Here is a 23,964-nt window from a genome sequence, read left to right as displayed (position 1 = left end):
GGCGCGTGGGCGGCCGGTTCGTGGCCCACGATGGCGCGCACCAGCCGGGCGGGGGAGAAACCGGCGAGGGGGCCGCGTTCGACCACGTGGCCGTCGCGCAGGACGGCGAAGCTGTCGGCGACCTTGTACACCTCGTCGAGCCGGTGGCTGACGTAGAGGAGGGCGTGCCCCCGGTCGCGCAGGGCGTGCAGGACGTCGAACAGCCGGGCGCAGTCCGCGGCGGGGAGGGTGGCGGTCGGCTCGTCGAGCACGATGAGTTCGGCATCGGTCGCCAGGGCCCGGGCGATGGCGACCAGCGAGCGTTCGGCGGGGGCGAGGTCGGCGATGCGGGCGTCGGCGTCCAGGTGCCCGGCGACGATCCGCAGGGCCTCGTCGCAGCGCTCGCGGGTGCGCCGCCAGGAGATCAGTCCGCGCCGGCGCGGGTAGCCGGTGCCCAGGGCGACGTTCTCGGCGACCGTCATCCACGCGACGAGACCGAGGTCCTGGTGGATGAAGGACATGGTCCGGGCCGCGGCGTGCGAGCCGAGCGGATGGCCGGCCACCGTCACCTCGCCCTCGTCGGCGCGGTGGACCCCGGCGAGCACCTTGATGAGGGTGGACTTCCCGGCGCCGTTGGGGCCGAGGAGGGCGAGGACGCTGCCCCGGTGGATGTCGAGGTCGACCCCGGCCAGCGCCACCGTGCCGCCGAACCGCTTGCCGAGACCGCGCATGCGGACGAGGGGTTCGCCGCCGAACGGCGAGGGCGGCCTCATCGAGGTGTCGGGAGCGTCATGCACAGACTTCTCCGGGGGTCGGCCTCCGAGTTCTTCCCGACTGCATGGGGATTCTATGCCGATCTGACCGGGTGTTTCCGGTATTGAAATCGCCGGGATGCGCCCGTCGTGGACGGGGCCGTCACGCCGCGGTCAGGGCGCACTCGGCCCAGATGACCTTGCCCCCGGTGGTGTAGCGGGTGCCCCAGGCCTGGGAGAGCTGGGCGACCAGGAACAGGCCGCGCCCGCCCTCGTCGGTGCTGGCGGCGTGGCGCATGCGCGGGGCGGTGCTGCTCGCGTCGTACACCTCGCAGATCAGGGTGCGGTCGTGGATGAGGCGTACCCGGATGGGTCCGGTGCCGTAGCGGACGGCGTTCGTGACCAGCTCGCTGAGCAGCAGTTCCGTGGCGAACGCGGACTCGTCCAGCCCCCACCGGCCCAACTGGCTCATGGCGGCGGCGCGGACGTCGCCCACCAGGGCCGGGTCGGCGGGCAGGTCCCAGGAGGCGATCCGGTCGGGGGACACGACATGGGTGCGGGCGACGAGGAGGGCGATGTCGTCACCGGGGTGCTCGGGGGCCACGGCGTCGAGCACCGCCCGGCAGGTCTCCTCGGGGGCGCGGTCCGGGTGGGCCAGCGCGCGGGTGAGCTCACCGAGGGCCAGGTCGATGTCGCGATGGCGGTCCTCGATGAGTCCGTCGGTGTAGAGGACGAGCTGGCTGTGTTCGGGCAACTGCATCTCCACCGACTCGAAGGGGAGCCCGCCGAGGCCGAGCGGGGGTCCGGCGGGCAGGTCGAGGAGCTCCACGGCGCCGTCCGGGTGGACCAGCGCGGGCGGCGGGTGGCCGGCGCGGGCCATGGTGCACCGCTGCGAGGTGGGGTCGTAGATGGCGTACAGGACGGTGGCGCCGACGATGCCGCTGCCGAGGGCCGGATTGTCCCCGCCCTCCTCCCGGTCGAGGCGCACCATCAGGTTGTCGAGGTGGGTGAGGAGTTCGTCGGGGGCGAGTTCCAGTTCGGCGAAGTTGCGGGCGGCGGTGCGCAGCCGGCCCATGGTGGCGGCGGCGTGCAGTCCGTGGCCGACGACGTCCCCGACGAGGAGGGCCACGCGGGTGCCGGACAGGGGGATGACGTCGAACCAGTCGCCGCCGACCCCGTGCTCGGCGGGCAGGTACCGGTGGGCGACCTCGACGGCGTCCTGGTCGGGGAGGCCGCGCGGGAGCAGGCTGCGCTGGAGGGCCAGGGCCAGGGTGTGTTCGCGGGTGTAGCGGCGGGCGTTGTCGATGCACAGGGCGGCGCGGGCGGCGAGCTCCTGGGCCAGCCAGCGGTCGTCGTCCCCGTAGGGGGACGGGTCCTGCGAACGGTAGAAGCTCGCGATGCCCAGCAGGACGCCGCGGGCGTAGAGGGGGACGGTGATGAGCGAGTGGATGTTGTGCGCGAGGAGCAGCTCGGCGTGCTCGGGGTCCTGGGCGATCCAGCCGAAGGCGGCCTTGAGATCGGGTTCCAGCACGGGCTGACCGGTGGTCAGGGAGCGCATGTGGGGCGTGGTCGGGCGCAGGACGACCTGCTCGCCCACCGGGTAGAAGGGGCAGTCCTCGCGGATCCCGTGGACCACCGTCCGGTGCATCTCGGTGGTGGGGTGGGCGGACTCCTCGCCGCGCAGGACCGCCTCGGGCATGTCGATGGTGACGAAGTCGGCCAGCCGCGGGACGGCGATCTCGGCGAGCTCCCAGGCGGTGCGGCCCACGTCCAGGGTGGTGCCGATGCGGTTGCTGGCCTCGGCCAGCAGCTCGAGGCGGCGTCGCGCGGCGACGGCGTACTTGCCCACCTCGGGCTCGCCCACCAGCACCAGCCCCCGGACCATGCCGCCGGAGGAGTCCTCGGTGGCGGGTGCGCCGGACGTGCCGGGTGCGCCGGACGTGCCGGGTGCGCCGCCGGACGACGTGCCGGGCGCGGGGGCGGCCCTCGTGGCCGTACGGGGTGCGGCGCGGGAAAGGGGACCGGGAGGCGGCCCGGTGGGGGCGGGAGCGTGCCGCTCGTCCTCGTCGGGGAGGAGCGCCTCGATGACGATGCCCTCCACTCCCGAGGGGCTCGTCACGGGACGGCTCACGAGGGTGACCCACCGGTCGCGGGACAGGGACACCTCGGCGGCCGCCCACTGGGCCGAGGACATCAGCTCCGTGGCCTTTTCCTTGAGCGTCATCTGATCGCTCTGCTCCAGCTCGCTCTGGAGCAGCTCGGCCATGGCGAGTCCGTGCCCGTTCCCGGAGTGCTCGTCCGCCCCGGTCCGGCTCGCGGCGTCGAGGTAGGCCTGCAGCAGGCCGCGCTCGCGCGCCGAACTCTGCTCCATCAGCCGTCTCTCGATGGCCTCGGCCGCCTTGCGCACCACGGGGACCAGTGCCGGGTCGGCGTCGGTGTAGGGATAGCCGAGGCACAGGACGCCCTCGATGTGCCCGCTGAGCTGGTCGCGCAGGGGGATGGCCGTACAGGCGCTCGACTGGGACCGCTCGGCGAAGTGCTCGGCGCCGAAGACCTGGCAGAGCCGCCGTTCCGCGAGGGTGAGGCCGATGCCGTTCGTCCCGGCGAACTGTTCGGCGAAGACGAAACCCGGGACGCTCTGGATCGGGGAGAGGCGCTTGACCATGGACTTCTCGCCGAATCGGCGCTCGAGTACGGTGCCGTACCCGTCGGCGAGGCTGATGTTCATCTGGCTGCCCGCGAAGACCGACTCCAGTCGGTCCAGCACGGGCCGGGCGGCGCGGATGAGCCGGCCGTCAGGGTCGAAGTCCGGCGTGAACGGAAGCTCGGACTGGTCGGGCGAGATTCCCAGCAGCTGGCTGCGCTGCCACGAGTGCAGGATCGGACCCCTCACGCTCCCCTCGACCGACTCACCGTGCAGGAATCGGTCACGGGGACGTACGGGCCCGATGCGGTCTCCCACCACCCCCATGTGCACCACTTCCCTCGGCCTTCGGTCCAGGCCAGAATGCCCTGAATTACCAGATTTGAGTATATTCCTCAGATTTTTGAGATGAGCGGGGAAGTGAGGGAGGGCACGGAGTGGCCGGAGCGGTGGGCCCTCACAGGACCGCGACCGGACTGACGGGCGAACCCGTCCCGCCCGGCACGTTCAGCGGCGTCACGACGAGCAGGAACGCGTAGCGGCCCGCCTCGGCGCAGGCGGCGGAGAGCGGTTCGAGATCGAGGTTGTCCAGCAGCGGCACCCCCATCGCCGTGACGGCGAGGGCGTGCACGGGGGAGTGCAGCCCCTCGACCGGCGAGGGTCGTACGTCGCTGTCCCCGTCGCCACCGAGCAGGGCGATGCCGCGCTCGGCCAGCAGCGGCAGGGCGTCCACGTGCCAGCCGGCGCTCGCCCCGCCGGGGTCCCAGGGGCCGGATTCCCGGCGGCGGCGGAAGGCGCCGGAGCGCAGCAGCACCGCGTCGCCGTCCCCGATCGTGACGCCGAGCGCCTCCTCGGCGGCGACGAGGTCCCGCGCGTGCACCGCGCGCCCGGGGTCGAGCCAGGTGACCCCGAGAACGGCGGGCAGGTCGACGAGCACACCCCTGGTGACCAGCGGGCCGAGCGCCGACGCCGCACCGAAGCGGGCGCCCGCCGCATCGACCCAGTCGTGCGCCGCCCGGCCGTCGTACAGTTGCCCCCGGTAGGCGACATGTGACAGTGCGTCGAGATGGCTGACGCCCTTGCCGTGGTAGTCCACGGCCAAGAAGTCCTTGTAGACGGAGGGCTCCGGGGCCTCCACGTCGCCGAGGTCGGACATGTAGTGCAGGGCCGGCTTCGCGTTGTCCGGGCCCGGGCGGGTGTCCCACGGCCGGGCCATCGGGACGACCGTCCCGGACCGGACCAGGGTAACGGCCCGCCGCACGTGGTCCGCCGTCACCCGGTTCCAGGCGCCGCGGTCGGCCGCGGCCCACCGGCCCCAGGTGCGGACCCGGTCGAAGAGCGCGTCGAACTCCTGGCGGGAGACGGCAGGCCCGTTGCCGGGAGCGGCGCCCGGCGGGGGGCCCGGCGCGTCGGCGGGGTCGTGGCTCATGTGCGCATCAGCACTCCCGGGTCCGTGGGGTCCATGGCGGTCTCGCGGTCCGCGGTCTCGCGGTCCCGTGGTTCTCGTCCCAGGATTCCCTGCCGTGCCCCGTACGCGAGCGGGCGCGCGGGCCGACACCCCGTCCCGTCGGTCTCAGGTACTCGCCAGGGAGGCTCCTGGTCCACCGCCGGATCCACGACGCCTTCCTCTCGGCCTTCGCCGCCGAAGCGGCGAAGCTCCGTACCGGCGTCGATTGCGGGCCCCTCAACAACGCGGCCCAGCTCGCCTCGGTGCAGGCACTGCTGGACCGCCTGCCGCCGCACGCCGGGATCGTCACCGGTGGGGGCCGGCCGCCCCGCCCGGGCTTCTTCCCCGAACCCACCGTGGTCGCCGGGGTCCGCCGGGACGAGGAGGTCGTGCAGGAGGAGACCTTCGGCCCGGTGGTGACCGTCCAGCCCTTCGCCGACGAGGCCGAGGCCCTCCACCTGGCCAACGACGTCCGCTTCGGCCTGGCCGCGCGCGTGTGGACCACCGACCACGACCGGGCGATGCGCGCCATCCGCGCCCTCCACACCGGCATCGTCTGGGTGAACACCCACGGCACCACGGTCTCCGAGATGCCCCACGGCGGGGTCAAGCACTCCGGCTACGGCAGCGACCTCTCCCTGTCCGGCCTCCTGGACTACACCCGGGCCAAGCACGTCATGCTCTGATCCCGGGCGTCCGACGTGCCCGTGCGCGGCCCGCGGGGCACCCTGGAGGCATGGCCCGAGCCAACGACCAGGTCGAGGCTCTGCTCCAGGAGTACGCGGACCTCATCGCCATCCGGGGCGGGGAGGCCTTCAAGGCGCGCGCCTACGAGAAGGCCGCCCGGGCCGTCGGCGGCCACCCGGAGGACGTGTCCACGCTCGACGCCAAGGGCCTGCGCGAGATCCCCAACGTCGGCAGGTCGGTCGCCGACAAGATCCTCGAATACCTGCGGACCGGCCGCATGACCGTGGTCGACGAGGCCAGGGCGTCCGTGCCGCCCGGCGTGCGCGAGCTGATCGCGATTCCGGGGCTCGGGCCCCGCAAGGCCATGCTGCTCCACGAGGAGCTGGGCATCAGCTCCGTCGACCAGCTGATCGAGGCCATCCAGCAGGAACGGCTGCGCGACCTGAAGGGCTTCGGCGAGCGGACCGAGGACAACATCCTGCACGGCATCGCGGTGTTGCAGAAGGCCGGCGAGGGCCGGATCCTCCTCAGCGCGGCCATGGACGTCGCCGAGCAGCTCGTCGCCGAACTCTCGGAGATCCGCGGCTGCGTCCGGTGCACCTACGCCGGGTCCCTGCGCCGCATGAGGGAAACCATCGGCGACGTCGACATCCTGGTGGCGGCGCGCCGGTCGGCCCCGTTCATGGACGCGCTCACCGCCCTCCCGCAGACCGCCGAGGTGATCGCGCACGGGCAGAAGAAGACCTCCGTACGGACCACCACCGGCCTCCAGGTCGATCTGCGCGTCCTGCCCCCCGCGTCCTGGGGCGCGGGACTGCAGTACTTCACCGGATCCAAGGCGCACAACATCCGCACCCGCGAGCTCGCGGTGCGCCAGGGCCTCAAGCTCTCCGAGTACGGGCTCTTCGACGCCGAGAGCGGCGAGAACATCACCTCCGAGACCGAGGAGGGGGTCTACGACAGGCTGGGGCTGCCCTGGATCCCCCCGACATTGCGCGAGGACCGCGGCGAGATCGCGGCGGGGCTGCGCGGCGAACTCCCGGGCCTCCTCACGGAGAAGGACATCCGCGGCGATCTGCACACCCACACCGACCTCACCGACGGACTCGCCCCGCTGGAGGACATGATCGCCGCCGCTGCCGCCCGCGGTTACGCGTACTACGCGGTGACCGACCACGCCCCCGACCTCTCCATGCAGCGCATGACCAGCGAGAAGATCCTCGCCCAGCGCGAGCGGGTACGGGCACTGGACGGCGCGCACCACAGGATGCGGCTGCTGCACGGCACGGAACTCAACATCGGCCCGGACGGCACCCTGGACTGGCCCGACGAGTTCCTGGCGGACTTCGACATCTGCGTGGCCTCCGTCCACTCGCACTTCAACCAGAGCAGGCAGGAGCTCACCCGCCGCCTCATCCGCGCCTGCGAGAACCCGCACGTCGCCGTCATCGGCCACCCCACGACCCGCCGGATCGGCAAACGCCCGGGCATCGACGCAGACTTCGACGCCGTCTTCGAAGCCTGCGCGCGGGCGGGCACCGCGCTGGAGATCAACGCGCACCCCGAACGGCTCGACCTGTGCGACGAGGACATCCTGCGCGCCAAGAGGTACGGAGTGAAGTTCGCCGTGAACTCCGACGCGCACGCCACCACACATCTGCCGTACATGCGCTACGGGGTGGCGACCGCGCAGCGCGGCTGGCTGACCGCGGACGACGTCGTCAACGCGTGGCCCCTGACGCGGCTGCGGCGGTTCCTGGGCAAGAAGAAGACCTGAGGCACCGGCCGCACCGGCAGGGGGAGAACAGCCCCCCCCCGGCCGATCGTCCCGCCTGCCCCGCCTGCCCGGCCGGGGCCTTCCTGCGTCCGACGCGTCGTACCGGAGGGGGTCGGCGTTCGAGCGGTGCGGTGTGCCGCTGCGGACGCCGCCTACAGGGGAATCGGACCCTCCCACGCGTCCGCGCGCCGGGTGAAGAACGCTCGGGTGGCGGTGGGTTCGGCGCGGTCGGCCACGAGTTCGGCGAACCGGGCCGGCAGCGGCCCCCATGCCTGCGCCTCCGCGTCCGAGGCTTCGGTTCCGGCTGTGGCTTCGAGGGGGAGGTGCAGCCCCCAGGCGCTGGCACCGATGCGGAACGCGTGGACGCGTCTGCGGTCGTCCGAGGCCAGGACCAGGGCGTCGGCGGGCAGTTCCACGGTGCCGTCGTGCCCCCACCGCGCCGCGGGCAGCTCCGCCGCGATGCCGGCGAACAGCGGATCCGAACCGGACGCGGGTGCGGTACGTACGGGCCTCCGGCCGGCCTGCTCGGGCGCGGAGCCGGCCCGGTGGACGACGGTGCCGCCCGCCGCCACGGCGAGCAGTCGTGCGCCCAGGCCGAGCCCGAGCACGGGCAGCTCCCTCGCCAGCGCGCCGCGCAACAGCTCCAGCTCGGCGTCGTGCGCGGGGGCGTTCCCGCCGGACCGGATCGGTGCGGCGCCGCCCGTCACCACGAGGGCGTCGACCCCGGCGAGGTCGTCGGGCAGATCGTCGTCGCCCGCCTGGTAGGACAGGGGCGCGGCTCCGTGCCGCGCACAGGGCGCTCCGGCGAGATCGGGATCGTGCTGCCGGCCCTGGAGGTCGAACAGATCCCCCGCCGACAGACCGGGCTCCCGGAGCAGCGCCCGCATGATCCGGCGGGCGCGTCCGGTATGGGGTGCACCCAGATCGAGCACGCTCTCGGCGGCGTCCCACCGGTCCAGGGGCGAGAGGTCAGGCTGCGTCGCGAGCGCCAGCAGCACGGCCGCTGCGGTACCGACGTGGGAGCCCCCGAAGTCGAGGAGCGCCTCGACCGCGTGGTGCCGGGCCCAAGGAGTGCGGGCCGTGTCGCGGGCGAGCGTTTCGAGCCGGTCCGCGACCTGCCGTGCGCGGTCGGGAGCCGCAGCGCACAGTGCCTGGGCGATCGCCGACCTGTCGGCCGGCTCCAGCTCCCCGGTGAGGATCATGGCGCCCAGGATGTCGGCCTGCTCGCGGACATCGGCCCGGCCGAAGCCCTGCAGTACGCTCTCCACGCCGGTTCCCACGACCGCCTTTGCATGCGGGGCAGCCGTCGGGGCGTCGTGCCGGGGCGGGGAGGCCTCCCGCCCCAGCCGTTCGCGCAGGCGCAAGGCCTCCCCGGGCCGCCGGAGGGCGAGCGCGTCGAGTGCGTGCTCCCGGGTCGCGCGGTGCTGCGCGGAGCTGGACGCGTAGAACACCAACATCTCGTACGCCGCCTCGTCCGCCAGGTGTCCGGCGGATTCCCAACATTCGGCGGGCAGGTACGGCAGCCTGTCCAGGAAGTCCCTCACGTGCTGGGCTGAGGCGGGACACCCCTCGGCCAACAGCCGGGCGGCGACGCGGTGGTGCCGGTCGCTGCCCTGCTGGAGCCAGCTGAGCAGCGCCGCCGAGGAGAGCGGCCGCAGGTGACAGTAGTGGAGCAGCGTGGCCATCGCGTGGCGCGTGCGCCGGCCGCGGGGGCGCGTGGCGCTGAGCACGACCTCCTGCCAGCTGCTGACCTGGGGCGAGAACTCCACCGGCAGGCGCCAGGCGTCGTGCTCCGCCGCGAGGTGCTCCGCGAAGCTGATGTGCAGGAAGCGCAGCCTGCCGTTCCGGGAGACGATCAGCCCGGTCGAGGTCAGGAGGCCTGCGACGGCGTCCCGCCAGCCCGGGATGGAGACCCGGGCGGCGGGCCCGAGCTTCTGCGCCAGCCAGTCGATCGCGTGCTGGTGCAGGTCTGGTGCCTTCATGACACGTGCCGCATGGGCCACTTCGCGCAAGAGGTCGTCGAAGTTCTGCTCCAGGAACCTGACGGCCGCGGCGGCCGCGGGGTTCCTGAGCGAGAGCGTCGCCAGTCCGCCGAGCCGCGCGCCGCGGTGCTGGGCCTTGGCCGCCGTCAGGTACAGGCGGTACTGCTCGTAGAGGGCGTACTGGTTCGACGGAAGGGCCCGGTCGGGCCACGCCTCGTAGAGGGCGATGGCGACGGCCGCGAGCAGGGGTACGCGGACCAGGTCCCGCAGGCGGGCGAGCTCGACCTGGCCCAGGAACTCCGCTGCGAGGGTGGCGCCGTGCTCGTGCTGGCTGGACCAGCGCTCGGCCAGTTCCCGGAGCTGGTGGTGGTGGAAGGGGGCCAGGGTGCGCGGGGTGAATCCGGCCGTCTCCAGCAGCCTTCGCTCGGGTGCCTGCATGGGGCGGCTGGTGATGACGATCCGGACGCGCTCTTCGCTCTGGACCGCCGTTTCCCTGGCCAGGCGGGTGAGCCGGTGGACCAGATTGGCCCGGGCGTTCGGATCGGGAAGCTCGTCCAGGCCGTCGACGAGCACGAGCCACCGGGCGGGCGGGTGCAGGAGGTCCGCGACGGTTTCGTGGAACCGGACGGGCTCGTCGACGCTGTGGTCGGCCGACAGCGGGCGGGCCAGCGCGTCTTCGACGCCGTGGGGGTGGGCGGAGAGGGCGGAGGCGGTCGCCCAGAGGGGGATGACGGGCGGCAGGTGGGGATCTTCCTGGCGCAGGAACGCGTCCGACATGTCCCCGGCCAAGCGGGCCAGCAGCGACGACTTGCCGCCGCCCGGGCCGGCTTCCAGGAGGAGGTGACCGTAGGCGTCGTTGGAGAGGAGGCGTTCCAGAGGCTGTGCCGGGGCCGGCCCCTGCGCGTCCGGTCCGTACCGGAGACCGTCGCTGTCGTTGTCGCCGTCGCTGTCCCCGCTGTCGTCGCCGTCGGGGTCCGTCGCGCCGTCGAGTTGCTGTCGTACGTGAATCATCGACAGCGGCAGCAGGGAGCCGGACCCTTCGTGCAGGACGTAGGGCCAGTCCTCGCTGAGCGCGCTCTGCCGCTCCAACAGCGCCCGCAGACGGGCCGGGAGCGAGGGCGCGACGGTAGGAGCCGGGCGGCGTTCCGGTTGCGCGGCCTCCACGAGATCGTTGACGTACCGGCGGGACGGGCGTTCGTGCGGGGGGACGCGGGCCCAGTGGCTCCACAGGCAGACCAAGGCCCAGACGGCGTCGGCGTTCGCATGGCTCGGAGTGACGGCCTTGGCCGGATCGCCGGGCAGCCAGTCGCTGATGCGCCTGCTGTTCAGGCTGACGCCCTCGGGGAGCCCGCGAAGCGCCTTGGCCGTCTCGCGCCGCGAATACGGCAGACCCTCGACTCTACGTGCGGCCTTGGCCCGCCGCTCCAGCGCGCTCAACTCGGCATAGAGCGTCGTGGCCCTGTCGGTCATCCCCCGCTCCGGTTGGCCACGCTCTTCGCACTGGCCCGCGGGGCGGCCACCGCCTGCGGATCCTCGGCGGTGACCCTCGCGCTCTGGTGGTTCCACCGTGGCTAGGGCACGTCCCGGCACGTGACGCAGGAGGCGATGGCCCGCGCGCACTCCAGCGACTCCGCGCGCGTCGTCTCGACCTCCAGGTCGTAGACCACGCCGAGGTGGGCGAGCTCTGCCTGTGAGGCGGCCATGCCCCGGGCGCGGTCCCCGCGGGCGATCTCGCGTCCTTCGGCGACCGAGCTCTCGCACCTCACGCCGACCCACAGCACGTCCAGACCGTCGAGGGCCTTCCGCCACCGCTCCTGGGAGGCCGCTCCGCCGAGGAATACGTCGTCGACGATGATCCGGGCGCCCGCACGGGCCATCGCGGCGACTCCTGCCATCCACGCCGCTTCCAGCTTCCGGAACTCCGATCCGATCTTCACGCCGCCGTCCGCGGCGAATTCGATGCCCGCCACCGACGTCTGCAGGGCGGCGGGCATCGACTCGATCAGCGAGTCGATGGCGGCGGCGAGCCATGGATCCGGCAGGACCGCCTGCAGGCAGCGGACGATCCCGGACTTCCCCGAGCTGGACCCGCCGTTCAACACGATCACTTGAGTCGTCATCAGGTCACGGTAGGGGCGAACACCGCGGCGTCCGAAGCGATTTTCGCCCCGGACGTCCCTCGCGGCCGGCGGCCCGGACGGCCGACCGGCTACCGCGGGGCGCCGGGCGGGTACCAGCCGGGCCAGGTCACAGGAGGAAGGTTCCGCGCACGCTTCTTGCCGGCCTCGTGCACGAGGGAAACGGTCCCGGAGATGAGGGTGGAGATGAACGAGAGGGCCACGACGATCGGCCGCCAGTAGTCGGCGCCTCCCATCAGGGTCAGCCACATCGCTCCCGTGCCCGCTGCCAGTACCACCAGCAGGGGGATCCTGGCCGCGAGTGACAGCCGGCGGCTCACCGCGACGAAGAAGTATCCGACTGCGCCACCCGGCGCGACGGCGAGGAACAGGCCCACGACCAAGAAGACAATCAAAAAGATGATCACGACGCACTCTCTCCGGGCGCAGCAGCAGCCCATGCCGAGGGGGTGGGCCGTGCCCACACGGCACCGCCCGCAGGCTCCCCGACGGAGATACTGCCAGAGGACTTGAACGTGTTCAACGCGGGGGTGGGTGGCACGGGCCGGGGTGGGCGAGGCCGTCCGTGGCGGCCGAGCCGGCCCGGCCCGGCGGGCGCCGGCCGGCTTCGGATCGGCCCCGCACCTCCTCCGCTCCGGCACCGGCGGTCAGCCGCGCACGTGCAGCCCGAAACCCGTGCGGCCCGCCGGCTCCAGCCCCTCCTTCAAATGCAGCGAGGGGATCTCGTAGTCACCGGAGTTCTGCCGCCGGAACGCGATCGGCTCGGTCGACTCCAGGGTGAGCAGGCGCTGCTCCCAGGCCGCCGCGGCCTCCGCGTAGTCCTCGCCGGTCATCCGGTCGGTGCCGTACAGCACGAACGGCGGCAGCACCTCGATGCCCGGGTGGTAGAGGATGCCGTGGTGGATCGGGAACAGCAGGTCCTCGATGGGGCCGTTGATCCCGCGGGCGGCGTAGTGCGACTCCGGACCGCCGGTGGTCACCGACAGCAGAGCCCTCCTGCCCGCGAGCGTGCCTTCGCCGAAGCGCTCGCCGTACTTCGTGTCGCTGTGCTCGCCGACGCCGTACGCGAAGCGGTGGGTGAACACCCGGTCCACCCAGCCCTTGAGGATCGCCGGCATCGTGTACCACCACAGCGGGAATTGGAAGATGATCGTGTCGGCCCACAGCAGCTTCTCCTGTTCGGCGAGGACGTCCGGGGTGAGCGTCCCGGCGGCGAAGGCCCGGCCCGAGTCCAGGGCGACCTTCAGCGGACTCGAGGCGTCGGGGCCGTAGTCCGCGGCGTCCACGACCGCCTTCCAGTCCATCGCGTACAGATCGCTCACCCGGACCTCGTGCCCGGCGGCCTCCAACGTGGACACCGCGAGGTCCTTCAGCGAGCTGTTGAGCGACTTCGGCTCGGGGTGGGCGTGGACGATCAGCGTCTTCACGGCAACTCCTTCGGATCGGATGCTTCGATCCTGGACGCCGCGGCGCCCGGCGTTCAGGGGCGCCCCTTCCGTCGGACGGGACTTCCTGGTACCGGCAGGACCACCTTCACGGGCACCACCGAAGCCATACTGGGGACATGGACGATCTTGCGGGCTTCCTGCGGACCCGGCGTTCCCGGGTCGACCCGGCCGAAGTCGGCATACCCACCGACAGCCGCCGCCGGGTCGAAGGGCTGCGCCGCGAGGAGGTCGCGCACCTGTCCGGCGTCAGCGTCGACTACTACGTACGCCTGGAACAGGGCCGCGCGACCCAGCCCTCCGAGCAGGTCATCGACGCCCTCGCCCGCGTCCTCGGCCTCGACGAGACCGAACGAGGGCACCTCTACCGGCTCGCCCGGCAGCGCCGCCGCCGCGCGAAGGCGCCGGGCGGGAGGGTCCGGCCGGAGCTGCTGCGCGTCCTCGACCTCGTCGCCGACGCACCCGCACTGATCATGGACCACCGCCTGGACGTGCTCGCCGGGAACCGCCTCGCCGCGCGCCTTTACGGCCGGCCGCTGCCGGGCCTGAACACCGCCCGGCACATCTTCCTCGAGGAGGCCGAGCGCGGCCTGTACGGGGACTGGGAGACATGCACCCTCGACGTGGTCGGGCACCTTCGCCTGGCCGCCGGCAAATACCCCGAGGACCCCCGCCTGGCCTCGCTCATCGGTGAACTGGCCATGGGCAGCGAACGCTTCCGCCGCCTCTGGGCCCGCGCGGACGTGCGCGCCCGCACCCATGGACGCAAGGCCTACCGGCACCCATTGGTCGGACTGCTGGAGCTGCACCAGGAGAACTTCGCACTGCCGGACGAAACGAGCATGGAACTGCTGGTGCTGTCCGCGGCGCCCGGCAGCCCCGCCGAGGACGGGCTGCGCCTGCTCGCGGGCCTGGGCGCGGACAGCGGTGACGCGCATGCGCATCCCGCGGCGAACGCTCGGGTCCGCGGGTAACCCGACGACGCGCGCCCGATTGCTTTGCCGTCCGCCGCGTCAGTGGGACCGGACCCAGGACTCGCCCGCCTGCGTCTTGTGCCAGGCCTCGGTGGCTCCGCCCCAATTGGCGGTGATGCTCACACTGCCGGACTCGTGGAGCTCGGACCACTTCCCGTTGGAGAGCTTCACGAGCAGCCAGGCGTGACCGGCGCAGTCGCCCGAGTCCTTCCGGGTCCACGTGTACTCGTGGCCGGCCGACAGGCCCCCCGTGTACACGCAGCCGCTGCGCTTCTTGTAGAAGTAGCCGCTGTGCGCGACCGCGGGCTGCACGGCCAGCGAGACGGCCGCGCCGGCGAAGGCGAGGACGGCGGTGGCGTTCCGGAGGGTGCGGCTCATGGATTTCATGACGAGGCCTTCCGATGGCTCGAAGGATGCGGCCACCCGGCGCCACGCCGGCCGGCCCGATGCGTGCAGCCTCTCCGGCGTCCCTATATCCCCCTACACGCCGGGATATGGACGGGCCCGGGGAGGGCCTTCGGGGCATGAGCGCGATCACTCCCGCCGAGAACCCGGAACTCTGGTGGTTCCTGGAACTGCTGCAGCCGGGGGAGGTGCTGGCCGGCACGGTCGCGGCGATCGAACCGTTCGGGGTGGTCGTCACCGCGAGCGACCGGGCGCGACGCTGGGTCTCCCTGTCCCAGCGACAGGTGCCGTCCGGCCTCCGTTGACGGGTCAGGGGCCCTCGGGCCCCGCGCCGTTCAGGAGCCGGGTGCGGTGCGGGCCGTCGGAGCGGTAGGGGATCGGGTCGCCGAGGTGCTGGAAATGGACGGCTGCCGGCCGCCCGGCCGCGTACGCGTCGAGGCCGGCCCGGCAGTACGCGATGATCGGCTCGGGCAGGTCGTGGAGCCGGTACCAGCCCATCGCGTCGCACACCTCCGGCTCTCGAACCGCCGGCTCGCCCGCCCAGCGCCGGACCTCGAAGAACAGGCCGAGCCGGGCGTGGCCCCGGGGACCGCGGTGATGCACGGTCACCGCCGACGCCACGTCTGCGAGGGCGATGAGGACGCCCGTCTCCTCCCGGGCTTCCCGGACCACGGCCTCGACCACGTCTTCGTGCGGGCCGTCGAGGTGCCCGGACGGCAAGTGCCACATCCCCGCCGCGTAGACCCGGCCCGCCCGCCGGGACAGCAGGACCTCCGGCCCCCGCTCGCCGTCGCGGCGCAGGATCAGGTGCACGTCGATCGGCAGGGTGTACCGGCCCAGCGCTCCCGGGTGCCCGGCGGCGGTCACAGCCAGCCCATCTCGGTGTAGAGCCGGCCCGCCCGGATGCCCTCGATCGCGGCCCGGGCGTACGGCACCATCGGCTCCGGCAGCGCGTCGGCCGGCCACCAGTCCCAGCTCACGCACTTGTCGGGCTCGCGAACCTCCGCCGTTCCCTCCCACCGGTGGGCGCGGAAGACGAGTTGCAGGCGCGGCCGCGAGCCCGGGGGGTGGACCAGGTGCACGACGTGCGTCAGCTCGATGTCCTCGGCGCGCAGCAACAGTCCGGCCTCCTCCCGTGCTTCGCGGACCAGGCAGGCGATGGCGGACTCCTGCTCGCAGTGGCCGGCGAGGAAGTGGTGGTTCGACGCGCCGAAGGCCGAGTCGGGGTGGCGCAGTCCGAGCAGGACGCGGCCGTCGCGCTCCAGGTAGAGGTGGGCCCCGACGATGTTGAGGAGGGCCCGGCCGCCCGGTTTCCCGGCGGGCGCCGGGGCCTCCGTACGCGGGCCCGGTTCTGCACCGTGCACCTGGGCCCGGTGCAGATCGAGGACCTGCTGCGTCCAGGCGCACATCGTCAGGTGCGCCGTCGTACGGGCATCGAACCAGCGCAGCATGATCCCCTCGCTGAGCGGAAGGGCGTCGGCGTCGCCGTCCCAGGCGCCGAGATAGACCTGGATCCGGCCCGTGGTGCCGCCAGGGCCGTGGCAGTCGACGACCGTGAACGGCTCCAGCGGGACCGTCAGCCCGGTCTCCTCCTTCAGCTCCCGCGCGATCGCCTCCTGCGGGGTCTCGTTCCCCTCGCGGTCGCCGCCCGGGATGCTCCACGTCCCCGGGTCGCAGATGTGGGGTTTGTTGGCGTCGCGCAGGTGGAGCAGGTACTGGCCGCGCGAGTTGACCAACAGGGCGGCCGTACCGCTCGGTTCGGCGGAAGGGGTGGACGACATGGCGGTCTCCTTCTTGTGCCTCGAATCCGGGCCCGTCACGGGCGACATCCTGCCCCGCCGTCCCACGCCGAATGCGCGGCGAGGGGGTACGTCGGTTTCCGGCGATCGTTATGAACGTATAGAGCTATTCGATTGATGAATCTTGACGCTCGGAATCTGGATTCATAAAGTCGGCGCGGCCTCACTCAGCCGCAAGGAGCCCCAGATGCCCGTTCGCCGCCCGCGGACCCTGCTCGCGATGGCCCCCGAGCTCCGTTCCCGCCTGCTGGACGACGCCACGGCCCATCGGCTCCGGGAAGTGGCCGCAATCGACCCGGAGTTCGTCGTCGACGACTTCGGCAGACCCGAGGCCGCGCAGGCGCTCGCGGAGGCGGAGGTCCTGCTCACCTTCTGGGGCGCCCCCACGGTCGACGCCCGGGCGCTGGCGGCCGCGCCCCGCCTCAGAGCCGTCGTGCACGCGGCCGGCTCCGTCAAACAGCTGGTCACCGACGCCTGCTGGGACCGGGGCATCGCCGTCTCCTCCGCCGCGCTGGCCAACTCCCTCCCCGTGGCCGAGTACACCGTGGCCATGGTCCTCCTCTCCAACAAGCGCGTGATGCAGCTGCGGGAGGAGTACCGCCGCGTCCGCGGCAGCCACCACGAATGGCACCTGCGGTACGGCGACGTGGGCAACTACCGCCGTACCGTCGGCATCGTCGGCGCCTCCCGGATCGGCCGCCGGGTGATCGAGCTCCTGCGTCCGTACGATCTCGAACTCCGTGTCCACGACCCCTATCTGAAGGAGGATCAGGCGCAGCGCCTCGGCGTCCGCGCCGTCGGGCTCGACGAGCTCTGCCGGGTCTCGGACGTGGTCAGCCTGCACGCTCCGGAGCTGCCGGAGACGCGCTCGATGATCGACCGCCGGCGGCTGGCGCTGATGCGCGACGGCGCGACCCTCATCAACACGGCCCGCGGTTCCCTGGTCGACGGGGCGGCGCTCACCGAGGAGTTGGTCGCCGGCCGATTGCACGGGGTCATCGACGTCACCGAGCCGGAGGTACTGCCGGCCGACTCCCCGCTGTACGAGCTGCCGAACGTGCTCCTGACCCCGCACATCGCGGGCTCCCTCGGCAACGAACTGCACAGGATGGCCGATTCCGCCATCGACGAGATCGCCCGCTACGCCGCCGGGCTGCCGTTCGCACACCCGGTGTGCCGCGCGGACCTCCACCGGACCGCCTGACGGGCCGTCGACGCCCCTACTGCGCGCTCCTGATCCCGGCACTGGTCAACCCGTTCGGCGTCTACCTCGCCCGGGTCTTCTCCGAGGGCTACGTTCCGTACGAGGTCATCGAGGCCGCCAGGCTCGACGGCGCGGGCGAGGTGCGGACCTTCCGCACGATCGCGCTGCCGATGCTCGCCCCGGGGTTCGTGACTCTGTTCTTCTTGTCCTTCACCACGAGCTGGAACAACTTCTACGGCGCCCTCGTCATGCTGAACGACAGGGATCTGTACCCCGTCAGCCTCGGCCTCCACATGTGGAACGTCTCGACCACCGAGAGTCCGGAGATGTACTCGCCGGCCGTCACCGGCTCGCTCATCGCCGTGATCCCGCTGCTGATCGCCTTCCTCTGCCTCCAGCGCAGGATCCCGTGCCCGGGCGGGACAGCGTGCTCGGCCACCAGACGCGCGGGCCGATGTCGATGACGAGGGCCGGTACCAGCAGGGACCGCACGACGAGGGTGTCCAGCAGGACGCCGAAGGCGACGATGAAGGCGATCTGCACGAGGAAGGCCAGGGGGATCACCATGAGCGCGGCGAAGGTCGCGGCGAGGACCACGCCGGCGGACGTGATGACCCCGCCCGTGGTGACGAGCCCCCGCAGCACGCCCTCGCGGGTGCCCAGGGCGAAGGATTCCTCGCGTACGCGGGACATCAGGAAGATGTTGTAGTCGACGCCGAGCGCGACCAGGAAAACGAACCCGTAGAGCGGCACGGAGGCGTCCGTTCCGCTGAATCCCAGCAGGTGCTCGAAGACGAGCGCGGACACGCCCAGCGTCGCCAGGAAGTTGAGGGCGACGGTCGCCACGAGCAGGACGGGCACGAGCAGGGAACGCAGCAGGGCGACCAGGATCAGCAGGATGATGCCGAGGACGACCGGGACGATGACGGCGCGGTCGCGGGCCGACGTCTGCTGGGTGTCGAACTGCTGGGCGGTGTAGCCCCCGACCAGCGCGTCGGCACCCGGCACCCCGTGCACCCGCTCGCGCAGCGCCTGGACCGTCTCCTTCGCGGCGTCGCTGTCGGCCGCCGCCTCCAGCGTGGCGTCCAGGCGCACCCGGCCGTCCACGACGAGCGGAGCCCCCGAGCCCGGACGGCCGCTCGCGGTGACGGGGACGACCGCCGCTACACCCTCCGTGTCCTCGGCGGCCGACCGCACCTCGGCCACGCGCCCGGCGTCGGTGATGATGACGGCCGGGTTGCCCGAACCGCCGGGGAAGTGCCGGGCAAGGGTCTGCTGGGCGCCGACCGAGGGTGCGTCGTTGACGAAGATCTCGTCCAGCGGTACGCCCTTGGACGGCAGGGAGGCGGAGAACCCCGCCAGGACCACGAGCAGGAGGGCCGTGGACATCCACACGCGCCGCGGTGACCGGTCGAGCAGCCCCGCGACACGGCGCCACACGCCGCGACCCCCGGCCGACGCGTCGGCCGCCCCGGGCACGGCGGGCCAGTAGGCGGCCCGGCCCAGCAGGACGAGAACGGCCGGCAGGAAGGTCAGGGAGCTCAACACCGCGCAGACGATGCCGATCGCGCCGACCGGCCCGAGAGCCCGGTTGTTCGTCAGGTCGCTCACCAGCAGAGCGAGCAGCCCCAGCGCCACGGTCGCCGCGCTCGCGGTGATCGCGCCGGCGGACCGGCGCCCGGCGGCCGCCACTGCCTCCAGCCGGTCGCCCCGTACGACGAGCTCCTCCCGGAAACGCGCTGCCAGGAGGAGGGCGTAGTCGGTCGCGGCCCCGATCACCAGGATCGACAGAATGCCCTGGACCTGGCCGTCCACGCGGACGACGCCCCGGTCGGCCAGCGCGTACACCACCGCGCAGGCCAGGCCGAGTGCGAACACCGCGCTGATGATGATCAGCAGGGGCAGAAGCACGCTGCGGTAGACCAGGAGCAGGATCAACAGCACCGCTCCGAGCGCCACGCCCACCAGCAGCCCGTCGATACCGGCGAACGCATCGGACAGGTCCGCCTGGCCGGCCGCCGGCCCGGCGATCCGGACCGAGGTGCCCGGCACCTCCTGAGCGGCCTGCCGCACCTCGTCCAGGACCGCCGGCAGTTCCTCGCCCAGGCCGGGCGCGAGCGGCACGACGGCCTGGATCGCCAGGCCGTCCACGGAGACGGCGGCCGGCGAGGGCGGACCGGTGATCCCGGGACGTCCGGTGAGCTCCCCGACCGCCCGCGTGGCAGCCTCCTGCTGGCCGGCGCTCACCCGGGCCGCCCCCTGCGCCGTCCACACGACGACCGCCGGGACGGACTGCGCCCCCTCGAACGACTTGCGGGCTTCGAGGACCTTCGTCGACTCGGCGCTCCGCGGCAGGAACGCCGCCTGGTCGTTCGTGGCGACCTCCCGCAGCTTCCCCGCGTACGGTCCGAGCGCCGCGCCGATGCCGACCCAGACGAGCAGCAGTACGAGCGGAACGATCCAGCGGGCCCAGCGCGGTGCGATGCTCAAAGCGAGTCCCTTTCCCACGACGTTCGAGTCGGTCCTGATGAATGCCTTGCACCGGGAGACCACCTGCTGGCGCCGTCGCGCACCGGCGGTCCCTCGCCTCGCCTTCCGGCCGGCGACCCGATTCGGATGCATCCGTCTATTCGTAACGTGCGGGAGCGCCTGCCGCCCCTTCGACATCGGGGACCACCACCGGGATCTGCGGCCACGCGCCCGGTGACGGCTTCGCGTCGGATCCACGGCTTGTGCACTACCAGGCTGCGGCGTTCGAACCGGACGTGTCAGCGGCGGAGTTGAGCCAGTCCTGGCGGCTGCGGCCGGTGTGCCTGGTGGGGGTGACGGTCGCTATGTAATGTCACATCGCATGATGCTCTTACGCCGTGCGGCATCGGCCGCCGCCCTCCTCGTCACCGTCCTCCCGGTGGCGGTCGCCACGCCCGCGCACGCGGCCGGCGGCGCGTCCGCCTGTCGCCCCCCGGCGTCCGTACCGCTCGACGCCGAACAGGCACGGCTCGCGGACACCCGTACCACCGCCCTCGTCGAGCGAGCCGGGTTCGGGGACTTCGTACGACGCTTTCCCGCCGCCCTGTGCGCGACGCGCAGCCCCGCCGAGGCCGAACGGCTCCTCGACTCCTGGGGCCAGGCCCTCTGGCAGGCCTCCGTACGGCGGGCCCAGGGCCAGCGGCCCGGCGGCGACCTCGCCCCCGGTGACGACCGGCCGCTGTACTGGGCGCGGCTCGGGATGACCGCCGAACTCGCCCGCTGGCAGCCGCAGTTCACCGTGGATCGGGCGGCGTTCCGCGCCCGTTTCGAGGACGCCTCCCGCGGCCTCGCCGACAACGCCTTCCGGACGGCGCCCGGCGTACGGAAGGTCTTCATCAGCGGGTTCGACCCCTTCGGGCTGGACGCGGAGATCCGCCGCGCCAACCCGTCCGGATCGGCCGCCCTACAGCTCAACGGGCGGCGCGTGACCCTCGCCGACGGCAGCCCCGCCGAGATCCGCGCCGTCGTCCTGCCCGTCCGGTACGCCGACTTCGACGCCGGCATGGTGGAGCGGGCGTTCGCCCCGCGCCTGGCCTCCGGTCCCGCCTCCGCCGACGTCATCACCACCGTCAGCCAGGGCTACCCCGGCATCTTCACCCTGGAGGACTGGGCGGGGCGGGCGCGGTCCGCCGACCCGTACCCCGACAACGCGCGCGCCCTCTCCGGCGGCACCCGCGAGCATCCGGTGACGGCCCCCGGCCTCGGCCCGGGCCCGGAGTTCATCCGCACCACGCTGCCCGCCGACGCGGTGACCGGCGCCGTGCAGACGCCGTACCCGGTCCTCCTCAACACCGAGGTGACCGAGATCCCGGCGGGCGGCACGGCCCCCGTCGACCGCACCGACGGCCCGACTCCGGGCTCGCGGGCCGTCGCGGGCGGCGGTGGCGGCTACCTGTCCAACGAGGTCGCCTACCGCTCCAACCGGCTGCGCACCGAACTCGCCCCGCACCTGCCCGGCGGCCACCTCCACACCCCGGTGCTCACCGGCCTGCCGGCCGACCCCCAGCTGCTGACCGGCCCCGAGTTCGAACGCAACGAGAGCGCGATCACCGCGGAGGTCCGCGCCGTCCTCGAACACGCCGCCGTACGGCGGTAGCCGCCGCCCCGCCTGCAGTGCGTCACCCCGCCATGGGGCAGGATGGCAGCCCGTTCCGGATGCGCACACACGCCCGAACGCGGTTTACCGCACGACGAACTGACAGGTGACAAGGTGACGACACACCTCATACGACGGTCGGCAGCGCCCGCCGCCATGCCCCCGGGCCGGGGCCGCGCAGCGGAGGGGGTCCGTTGAACCGCGATCTCGTCCTGCACGACTGGCTGGTCGCCGCCATCGCGTTGGCGGCGGGCGCCGCCGCCGGGCTGCTGCTGCGCGCCCTCCTGCGGTGGCTGGGCCGGCACGCCGAGCGGACCCGGTGGCGGGGAGACGACGTCATCGTCGACGCGCTGCGCACCATCGCCCCGGGTGCCGCGCTCATCGCGGGCGCCGCCGTGGCCGCCACGACCCTGCCGCTCACCGCGCGGGTCTCGGGGTTCGTGAACCAGTCCCTGACCGCGCTGCTCATCCTCATCGCCACGCTCAGCGCGGCGCGGGTCGTCGCGGGCCTCGTCCAGTCCGTGGCGGGGGCGCGCACCGGGGTGGCCGCGTCGGCGTCCATCTTCGTCAACATCACGCGGATCGTGGTCCTCGTGATGGGCGTGCTCGTCGCCCTGGAGACCCTCGGCGTGTCCATCGCGCCCCTGGTCACCGCCCTGGGAGTGGGCGGTCTGGCGGTGGCCCTGGCACTCCAGGACACCCTCGCCAACCTCTTCGCCGGGGTGCACATCCTCGCCTCGAAGACCGTGCAGCCCGGTGACTACATCCGGCTCACCAGTGGTGAGGAGGGGTACGTCGTCGACATCAACTGGCGCAACACCGTGGTGCGCAACCTGTCGAACAACCTGGTCATCATCCCCAACGGGCGTCTCGCGCGGACGAACATGACCAACTTCACCCAGCCGGAGCAGCAGTTCTCGATCCTGGTCCAGGTGGGCGTGGGCTACGAGAGCGACCTGGAGCACGTCGAGCGCGTGACCCTCGAGGTCGTCGACGGGGTGATGGCCGACATCAACGGCGCGGTCCCCGACCACGAAGGGGCCGTCCGCTTCCACACGTTCGCGGACTCCCGCATCAACTTCACGGTGATCCTGGGCGTCGGCGAGTTCAGCGACCAGTACCGGATCAAGCACGAGTTCATCAAGCGCCTGCACCGGCGGTTCCGTGCGGAGGGCATCTCGATCCCCGCCCCGACCCGTACGGTCGCCCTCCACCAGGACGAAATCCCCGCGTCGCCCCCGCACGCGCCGGTACCCCACCAGCGGGGCGCGTCACCGTCCCCCTCACCCGCAGACGCCTCAGACCCACCAGCGAGGAGAAGTGACGCCCGCAGGGCGTAGTAGCTCGCCATCGAAGGCGTTGCCCACCCGCCGGCTGCGGCCCGGCCCCGGGGCACGGCCCCGGCGGGCACCGAACACACCTCGGTTAGTCCGCACCCGATGCCGTCCCCCGAGGGGGCATCCGTCGAAGTTCGCGACGCTCTCCACACGCCTTGACGAAGGCGACGACGATCCACACGCCTGCCGGAAGGACCGCACCGAAGAACAGCAGCACGGCAAAGACGAAATCACCCGCGACCACCACGCCTCCTTGAACGCGTTCAATGTGAACACGTTCAAGATAGAGGCGGGGGCGGCCATCCGTAAAGCCGGATGCCGCGAAGGGTGCTGACGGCGCGCCGGCGGGGGGCTTCCGGCGCGCGGTTGCCTGGCGTGTCACCCACCGTCTCCGCCGAGTGCCCCCTCGCCCCGACCGCTTGAGGTCGGCTGCCCGCGTCGTTCTGTTACGCGGTCATGACGCTCCAGCACTTTTGAACACGCTCAACAGTCGCTAGATTCTTGAACATGATCAAAATGGGGTACGGGGCGTGGGTGGGCGAGTTCGAGGCCGAGCGGGAGCGCCGGGCGGCTCTGGGCGACCCCGACTGGGGGAGGGGCGCGCAGCTGCCAGCCGAGATCGTCCGCAGTATCCAGAAGTTCCAGGTCGGCGAGGACGGTGACGGCTCCGCACTCTCCGGCAAGGCCGACCTCGCGGGCGATCCGGTCTACGCCGAGGCGGTCCGGCTCTTCATCGCCGAGGAGCAGAACCACGCGCGGTTGCTGAAGCTGCTGCTGGCGGCCGGCGGGGCGGACACCCTCGACGGACACTGGAGCGACGCGGCGTTCGTCCGGGTACGGCGACTGCTCGGGCTGCGGGTGGAGTTGCTGGTGCTGATGATCGCCGAGGCCGTGGCCCTGGGGTACTACCGGGCCCTGCGCGACGGCGCCGCCGACCCGCTGGTCTCCGAGGTCGCGGGCCGGATCCTGGCGGACGAGGAGCGGCACGTCCCCTTCCACTGCCTCCGCCTGCAGGAGGGCCTCGCCGGGCTGCCCCGGCCTGCCCGCCGGTCGGTCACGGCCGGGTGGCGCGGACTGCTGGCCTGCGCCGCCGCCCTGGTCGCCGTGGACCACGGCCCGGCCTTGCGGCTCCTCGGCGTGGGCCGCGGCGCCTTCGTCGCGCAGACCCTGCGCTCCTCCGCGTGGATGGCCCGCGCGATGTCGGGCGGCCCGGTCCCCGTACCGGCGGGGGCGGGCGCGGGAGTGTGACCTCCGCCGCCTGTTGGGGG

Annotated in this window: 19 protein-coding genes and 1 pseudogene; 9 read left to right on the top strand and 11 right to left on the bottom strand. The window is 72.6% G+C overall.

Going from position 1 to position 23,964, the window contains the following annotated elements:
- The 3 genes from PV721_RS24280 to PV721_RS24270 all read right to left on the bottom strand — a co-directional run.
- Nucleotides 1-776, bottom strand: a 776-nt coding sequence (locus PV721_RS24280) for an ATP-binding cassette domain-containing protein (RefSeq protein WP_319727688.1), incomplete at its 3' end; no start/stop codon positions are given.
- A 118-nt stretch (nucleotides 777-894) separates the two neighbouring features.
- Nucleotides 895-3,702 carry a SpoIIE family protein phosphatase gene (locus tag PV721_RS24275; protein ID WP_319727687.1) on the bottom strand — a complete coding sequence of 936 codons (2,808 nt, stop codon included), beginning with the start codon at nucleotides 3,700-3,702 and terminating at the stop codon, nucleotides 895-897.
- Between the two features lie 130 nt (nucleotides 3,703-3,832).
- Complete coding sequence (locus tag PV721_RS24270) at nucleotides 3,833-4,804, bottom strand: cyclase family protein (RefSeq protein WP_319727686.1); 972 nt, start codon at nucleotides 4,802-4,804, stop codon at nucleotides 3,833-3,835.
- 89 nt (nucleotides 4,805-4,893) lie between these two features.
- Here PV721_RS24270 and PV721_RS24265 point away from each other — a divergent pair, with 89 nt between their 5' ends.
- Nucleotides 4,894-5,508: an aldehyde dehydrogenase family protein gene (locus tag PV721_RS24265; RefSeq protein ID WP_319727694.1), complete on the top strand. Its 615-nt coding sequence runs from the start codon at nucleotides 4,894-4,896 to the stop codon at nucleotides 5,506-5,508.
- Nucleotides 5,509-5,558: 50 nt separating this feature from the next.
- Nucleotides 5,559-7,286, top strand: coding sequence for a DNA polymerase/3'-5' exonuclease PolX (gene polX, locus PV721_RS24260; protein WP_319727685.1), 1,728 nt, complete (start codon nucleotides 5,559-5,561; stop codon nucleotides 7,284-7,286).
- A gap of 152 nt (nucleotides 7,287-7,438) precedes the next feature.
- On the opposite strand, the gene PV721_RS24255 is transcribed toward polX, so the two are convergent.
- The 4 genes from PV721_RS24255 to PV721_RS24240 all read right to left on the bottom strand — a co-directional run bounded on the left by PV721_RS24255 (nucleotide 7,439) and on the right by PV721_RS24240 (nucleotide 12,833).
- Entirely contained in the window at nucleotides 7,439-10,738 is a 3,300-nt protein-coding gene (locus PV721_RS24255) for an NACHT domain-containing protein (RefSeq protein ID WP_319727684.1), read from the bottom strand.
- Between the two features lie 101 nt (nucleotides 10,739-10,839).
- Complete coding sequence (gene cpt / locus PV721_RS24250; RefSeq protein ID WP_319727683.1) at nucleotides 10,840-11,388, bottom strand: chloramphenicol phosphotransferase CPT; 549 nt, start codon at nucleotides 11,386-11,388, stop codon at nucleotides 10,840-10,842.
- An 89-nt stretch (nucleotides 11,389-11,477) separates the two neighbouring features.
- On the bottom strand, nucleotides 11,478-11,813 hold the full coding sequence (locus PV721_RS24245; protein ID WP_319727681.1) for a hypothetical protein: 336 nt from the start codon (nucleotides 11,811-11,813) through the stop codon (nucleotides 11,478-11,480).
- Nucleotides 11,814-12,053: 240 nt separating this feature from the next.
- Nucleotides 12,054-12,833 carry an NAD(P)H-dependent oxidoreductase gene (locus PV721_RS24240; protein WP_319727679.1) on the bottom strand — a complete coding sequence of 260 codons (780 nt, stop codon included), beginning with the start codon at nucleotides 12,831-12,833 and terminating at the stop codon, nucleotides 12,054-12,056.
- A 137-nt stretch (nucleotides 12,834-12,970) separates the two neighbouring features.
- Here PV721_RS24240 and PV721_RS24235 point away from each other — a divergent pair, with 137 nt between their 5' ends.
- A complete protein-coding gene (locus PV721_RS24235) occupies nucleotides 12,971-13,825 on the top strand; it encodes a helix-turn-helix transcriptional regulator (protein WP_319727678.1) in 855 nt (284 codons plus the stop codon).
- Nucleotides 13,826-13,864: 39 nt separating this feature from the next.
- On the opposite strand, the gene PV721_RS24230 is transcribed toward PV721_RS24235, so the two are convergent.
- Nucleotides 13,865-14,203, bottom strand: coding sequence for a hypothetical protein (locus tag PV721_RS24230; RefSeq protein ID WP_319727677.1), 339 nt, complete (start codon nucleotides 14,201-14,203; stop codon nucleotides 13,865-13,867).
- 146 nt (nucleotides 14,204-14,349) lie between these two features.
- On the opposite strand from PV721_RS24230, the gene PV721_RS24225 reads away from it, so the two are divergent.
- Entirely contained in the window at nucleotides 14,350-14,535 is a 186-nt protein-coding gene (locus PV721_RS24225; protein ID WP_319727676.1) for a hypothetical protein, read from the top strand.
- A 4-nt stretch (nucleotides 14,536-14,539) separates the two neighbouring features.
- On the opposite strand, the gene PV721_RS24220 is transcribed toward PV721_RS24225, so the two are convergent.
- The gene (locus PV721_RS24220) at nucleotides 14,540-15,097 is read right to left on the bottom strand and encodes an NUDIX hydrolase (protein ID WP_319727675.1); all 558 of its coding nucleotides are present in this window, start codon (nucleotides 15,095-15,097) and stop codon (nucleotides 14,540-14,542) included.
- The gene (locus tag PV721_RS24215; protein WP_319727674.1) at nucleotides 15,094-16,011 is read right to left on the bottom strand and encodes an NUDIX hydrolase; all 918 of its coding nucleotides are present in this window, start codon (nucleotides 16,009-16,011) and stop codon (nucleotides 15,094-15,096) included. Before PV721_RS24215 ends, PV721_RS24220 begins: the two co-directional genes overlap by 4 nt.
- A 238-nt stretch (nucleotides 16,012-16,249) precedes the next feature.
- On the opposite strand from PV721_RS24215, the gene PV721_RS24210 reads away from it, so the two are divergent.
- Both PV721_RS24210 and PV721_RS24205 read left to right on the top strand, forming a co-directional pair.
- Nucleotides 16,250-17,233: a hydroxyacid dehydrogenase gene (locus PV721_RS24210; protein ID WP_319727692.1), complete on the top strand. Its 984-nt coding sequence runs from the start codon at nucleotides 16,250-16,252 to the stop codon at nucleotides 17,231-17,233.
- A gap of 17 nt (nucleotides 17,234-17,250) precedes the next feature.
- A pseudogene (locus tag PV721_RS24205) lies at nucleotides 17,251-17,697 on the top strand (carbohydrate ABC transporter permease); the annotation flags it as partial.
- Here PV721_RS24205 and PV721_RS24200 read toward each other — a convergent pair.
- Nucleotides 17,588-19,723: an MMPL family transporter gene (locus PV721_RS24200; protein ID WP_319727672.1), complete on the bottom strand. Its 2,136-nt coding sequence runs from the start codon at nucleotides 19,721-19,723 to the stop codon at nucleotides 17,588-17,590. The pseudogene PV721_RS24205 and the gene PV721_RS24200 sit on opposite strands and share 110 nt — an antisense overlap.
- A 361-nt stretch (nucleotides 19,724-20,084) precedes the next feature.
- On the opposite strand from PV721_RS24200, the gene PV721_RS24195 reads away from it, so the two are divergent.
- The 3 genes from PV721_RS24195 to PV721_RS24185 all read left to right on the top strand — a co-directional run bounded on the left by PV721_RS24195 (nucleotide 20,085) and on the right by PV721_RS24185 (nucleotide 23,944).
- Nucleotides 20,085-21,359 carry a pyroglutamyl peptidase gene (locus PV721_RS24195; RefSeq protein ID WP_319727671.1) on the top strand — a complete coding sequence of 425 codons (1,275 nt, stop codon included), beginning with the start codon at nucleotides 20,085-20,087 and terminating at the stop codon, nucleotides 21,357-21,359.
- A gap of 194 nt (nucleotides 21,360-21,553) precedes the next feature.
- Nucleotides 21,554-22,699 (top strand): mechanosensitive ion channel family protein, encoded by a 1,146-nt coding sequence (locus PV721_RS24190; protein WP_319727670.1) that lies wholly within the window; start codon nucleotides 21,554-21,556, stop codon nucleotides 22,697-22,699.
- Between the two features lie 504 nt (nucleotides 22,700-23,203).
- Nucleotides 23,204-23,944 (top strand): ferritin-like domain-containing protein, encoded by a 741-nt coding sequence (locus PV721_RS24185; RefSeq protein WP_416371168.1) that lies wholly within the window; start codon nucleotides 23,204-23,206, stop codon nucleotides 23,942-23,944.
- Nucleotides 23,945-23,964 lie beyond the last annotated feature (20 nt).

It is taken from the genome of Streptomyces sp. MB09-01, assembly GCF_033794505.1.
Classification (GTDB): domain Bacteria; phylum Actinomycetota; class Actinomycetes; order Streptomycetales; family Streptomycetaceae; genus Streptomyces.
Note: the sequence above shows the minus strand (reverse complement) of the source record. Positions and strands in the feature narration are given on the sequence as shown.